The organism is Myxococcus vastator (assembly GCF_010894475.1).
Lineage (GTDB): Bacteria > Myxococcota > Myxococcia > Myxococcales > Myxococcaceae > Myxococcus > Myxococcus vastator.
Genome location: NZ_JAAIYB010000649.1, coordinates 1 through 3,550, shown reverse-complemented (window position 1 = coordinate 3,550; position 3,550 = coordinate 1). Strand labels below are relative to the sequence as shown.

Below are 3,550 nucleotides of genomic sequence, written 5' to 3'. Positions count from 1 at the left end.
GCCTGGAACAGGCGCGCCTGCTGCGCTGCGGGAATATAGCTCCCATGGTTGTGCACGAGGATGAAGGCACGCCCATGGCCCTGTCGCACGGTGATGGTGATGGGCCGTGACGAAGCGCCGTACTTCACGGCATTGCTCACCAGGTTCTCCACCGCGCGCCGCAGCAGCTCGGGCGCGAAGCAACCCCAGACGGGCTCCGGGGCCACCAGGACGAACCGCTCGCCGTGCTCGGCCTGCTGGTTCTCGACGCCCTGGCGCACGGCGTCCACCAGGTCACACGCCTCCAGAGGGAGCGCGGGTCGGCCACCCATCCGCATGTGCATGGCATCCAGGAGGTTCTGCACCAGCCGGTCCGCGCGGTCGATGCTGTCGGCCACCCGCGCAGCCCAGCGCGGCACCTGCTCACCCGAGGGCTGGCGCAGGATGAGGCCCGCGTTGACCTTGGCCGCACTCAGCGGCCCGCGCAGGTCGTGTGTGAGCGTGGCGAAGACCTGCTCCCGGAGCCCCTCGTTCACCAGGACGTATCCGGTGCAGGCCTCCGCGATGGCCTGGTCCAGGGAGGCATTGAGGGTGTTGCGCTCGGCCGCGCTCAAGGGCTCCGGCTCCTCCAGCACGGCGAAAAGCACCTCGCGCAGCAGCATGTACTCGGTGACGAGGTCATTCAGACGGAAGTGCGTCACGCGGACCCGCTCGCTGCCGTGCTCCTCGGCGATGGTGCTGCCCTCGGTGGCGGTACGCCGGGGGTGCTGGGACGACACGGCCTCGGCCAGTTGTCGCAACAGGACGGGAAGCGTGTCGATGAGGAGGGCGTGGCTCTCGCCAGCGGCGGCTGAGACCTCCTGCCGCAGGCGCTCCTCCCAGAGGGCGAGAATGCGCTCCTTGCTGGCAAGGAGCCGGGCCCCTCCCCGCGAGCCCTTGCCTTGCGCGCTTGCTCCCATGGGTTCCTCACACATCAGCACAATCTGCGACTCGGAGTGCCCGCTGCACACTGGCAGGCGCGCAGGTGGCCCCGGGCATCCAGGCAGTCAGCGCGCGGACCGCTCCCTCAGCCTGAACCCTTCAATCGTTGTCAGACGAGCGCCTCATCGGGAGGAAGTGTCAGCTGCACGGCTCCCGCTGGCGCTCGGGCCACCATGCCGCGCGTGACGGGCACGGGCTGGGCTATGCCGGCGCGAGGAAGGCGGCTGAGGCTGTCGGCCCTGGTCGTCCTCCTGGCGCTCTGCGTGTGGAAGGACGCAGGGGCCAGGAGAAGTGAATGGGCTACCCACGTTTTGGCGCGATGATCGCCACGTCAACAGTGGTGATGTTCGGCCTGATGTACCTGAATACCTACGCACTCGACCACGTTCGCTTCAGCCAGACACGGGTCTGGATGGCCGTGGTGATGGGCGCGACCATGGCCGTCATCATGCTGCTGTTCATGTGGCCCATGTACAAGAACAGGCGGGCGAATGTGGCGATCCTCGTTGGGAGCAGCGCTGCGTTCGCGGTGGCGCTCTGGCTCGTCCGCAGCCAGGAGACGGTCCGTGACGTCTCGTACATGAAGGCGATGATTCCGCACCACTCGATCGCGATCATGACGAGCGAACGTGCCCATCTCCGCGACCCGCGGGTGCGCGCGCTCGCCGATGGCATCATCGAGTCCCAGGTTCGCGAAATCGGCGAGATGGAGAAGCTCATCGCCGACCTCGAGCGCAAGCCGACGCCGGAGGGTGCGCCCGACCTTCCCCCCTACGCTCCGCGAAGCCCCGCGCCCGCTCGATAAATCACTCAAAGCCCGGGCGCGTGACGTACGCGGCGTGGGCGCGCTTGTAGGCCTCCCAGAAGTTGGGCGAGCGCTGCCCATTCAGCCGGTCGACCAGGAGGTCGAGGTGCGTATGCCAGCCGCCCGCCACGCTGCGCAGGGAGTCCCGGCCGTTGAGGCGCACGTGGGTGACGGTCAGCAGGACACCGTCCTCGCGCTCGGTCAGCTCGAAGCGGACCTCCGACGGGTCGCCATGGTTCTCCGCCCACGTATAGGCAAACAGGTGGGGCGGCTCACACGCCGTCACGCGCCCCGCGTTGACGTGGCCCTGCGCCGTGTCCGCATGGGCCGGCGGAGGGGCGCCGCCGTCCTCGGACAATTCGGAGTGGCGGAACAGCAGCTCCACCTTGCCACCGACCTTCGTCTCCGTGAGACCGCCGGCGAGCCACAGCCGGCGCTTCTCCGGTTCGGTGAGGTAGGCCCAGACGCGCTCGATGGGGCCGGGCAGCAGGCGTTCGATGCGGACGGTGTCGGAGGACAACAAGTGGGCGTGCGAGTCTCGTTTCATGGCGCCTTCGGTCATGCGTGGGGGTGGGGGATACCGGGCGTCAGACGAGGTGCCGCGCGTCCTCGGGGACATGGTCCGGAACGAGCGCGAGCTCGATGCCGTGCTCCAGCCAGGCCTTGGCCCCGGCGAGGAGCAGGTTGAAGCCCCCGGTGCTGTCCAGCGCTCGCGCCACGACGGCCGTGTCGTCCCCCCGGAAGCCGGACTCGACGACGCGGACATACGTGCGGTCCGGCGACAGCGCCGTGAAGGTCCACTCGACGAAGGTCAGCTCCCCCGGGTCGCCCCACTCGATGCGCAGGCGGGCGCCGGGCTCGAAGTCCAACACGTTCACGGTGGCCGACACACCGTAGGTGTCCCAGAACCACTGCGCCGTGCCACCGGGCCGCAGCCGCGCGCTGCCCCGGCTGAACCAGAACTTCGTCGTGATTGCGGGGTCCACGAAGGCCGCGAAGACGTCCTCCACGGGCCGGCGAATCATCATCATCGCCGTGGCGACCGGCGCGCTCCTGTCATTCCCTGTCGAGGCCATCACGCACTCCCGATATTCATCCAGTTGGTTGAATATCTCGGCCATCACCGCGCGATTGTCAACCGAATGGTGAAATCACCACCGCGCCTGGGAAGCCCCCCCCCAGGCGCTTTCACCCGATGACGCGGAAGGCCGACGAATCACTTCGCGTGGCGCGGGGCCGGAGGGACAGGGGCGCTCACGCGCCAATCGCCCCCGGGTCCGTCGCCAGCTCGCCGCCCAGATGCATGCCCGTCTGGCACCGGTAGTCCGTCACCAGCGAGGCGAGGAGGGTCGTCACGCCCACCGCCACGTGGATGGCCGCGGCCAGCGGGCTGCGCTTCGCATAGCCCAGCACGAAGGGCGCGAGGATGGACGCGACGCCAAAGGCATGGTCGGCGATTTCATGCGCTTCGATGGGGATGAGCTTGGTCAAGCTGAGGCGGTAGTCCGTCAACAATGACACACCGAGGACGGTGGACCCCAGGACGATGCCCGCGGACTTCGCCACGGCATCTCCGGACAAGGCCCCCGCCAGCACCGCGGCGGTCCCGCCTTTGTAGTCCATGAGCGAGTGCAGGTCCTGAGGCACCCACCGGCGCAACGGCAGGCGTCCCAGGAGCGGACGAGAGATGATTCCAGCGGCGGCGCTCCGGTCCATGGCGCGGCGCACGCTCCGCCGGAGGCGCCCTTCCGGGTGCACCGGGGGTGGGACGAAGCTGGGGGCTGT

The 3,550-nt window shown here is 68.8% G+C and carries 5 protein-coding genes; 1 reads left to right on the top strand and 4 read right to left on the bottom strand.

Annotated features, from left to right (window positions below; genetic code table 11):
• A partial coding sequence (locus tag G4D87_RS35505) for a sensor histidine kinase (RefSeq protein WP_163787162.1) occupies positions 1-938 on the bottom strand: 938 nt, incomplete at its 3' end.
• A 317-nt stretch (positions 939-1,255) separates the two neighbouring features.
• Here G4D87_RS35505 and G4D87_RS35500 point away from each other — a divergent pair.
• Positions 1,256-1,765, top strand: coding sequence for a DUF305 domain-containing protein (locus tag G4D87_RS35500; protein WP_163787160.1), 510 nt, complete (start codon positions 1,256-1,258; stop codon positions 1,763-1,765).
• A 1-nt stretch (position 1,766) separates the two neighbouring features.
• Here the strand turns inward: G4D87_RS35500 and G4D87_RS35495 are convergent, their stop codons facing one another.
• From G4D87_RS35495 to G4D87_RS35485, 3 genes are all read right to left on the bottom strand, one after another.
• Positions 1,767-2,312 (bottom strand): SRPBCC family protein, encoded by a 546-nt coding sequence (locus G4D87_RS35495; RefSeq protein WP_240358866.1) that lies wholly within the window; start codon positions 2,310-2,312, stop codon positions 1,767-1,769.
• A gap of 40 nt (positions 2,313-2,352) precedes the next feature.
• Positions 2,353-2,841 carry an SRPBCC family protein gene (locus G4D87_RS35490; protein WP_163787156.1) on the bottom strand — a complete coding sequence of 163 codons (489 nt, stop codon included), beginning with the start codon at positions 2,839-2,841 and terminating at the stop codon, positions 2,353-2,355.
• Positions 2,842-3,019: 178 nt separating this feature from the next.
• The coding region (locus G4D87_RS35485) for an SPW repeat domain-containing protein (RefSeq protein WP_371928653.1) at positions 3,020-3,550 on the bottom strand (531 nt) is incomplete at its 5' end.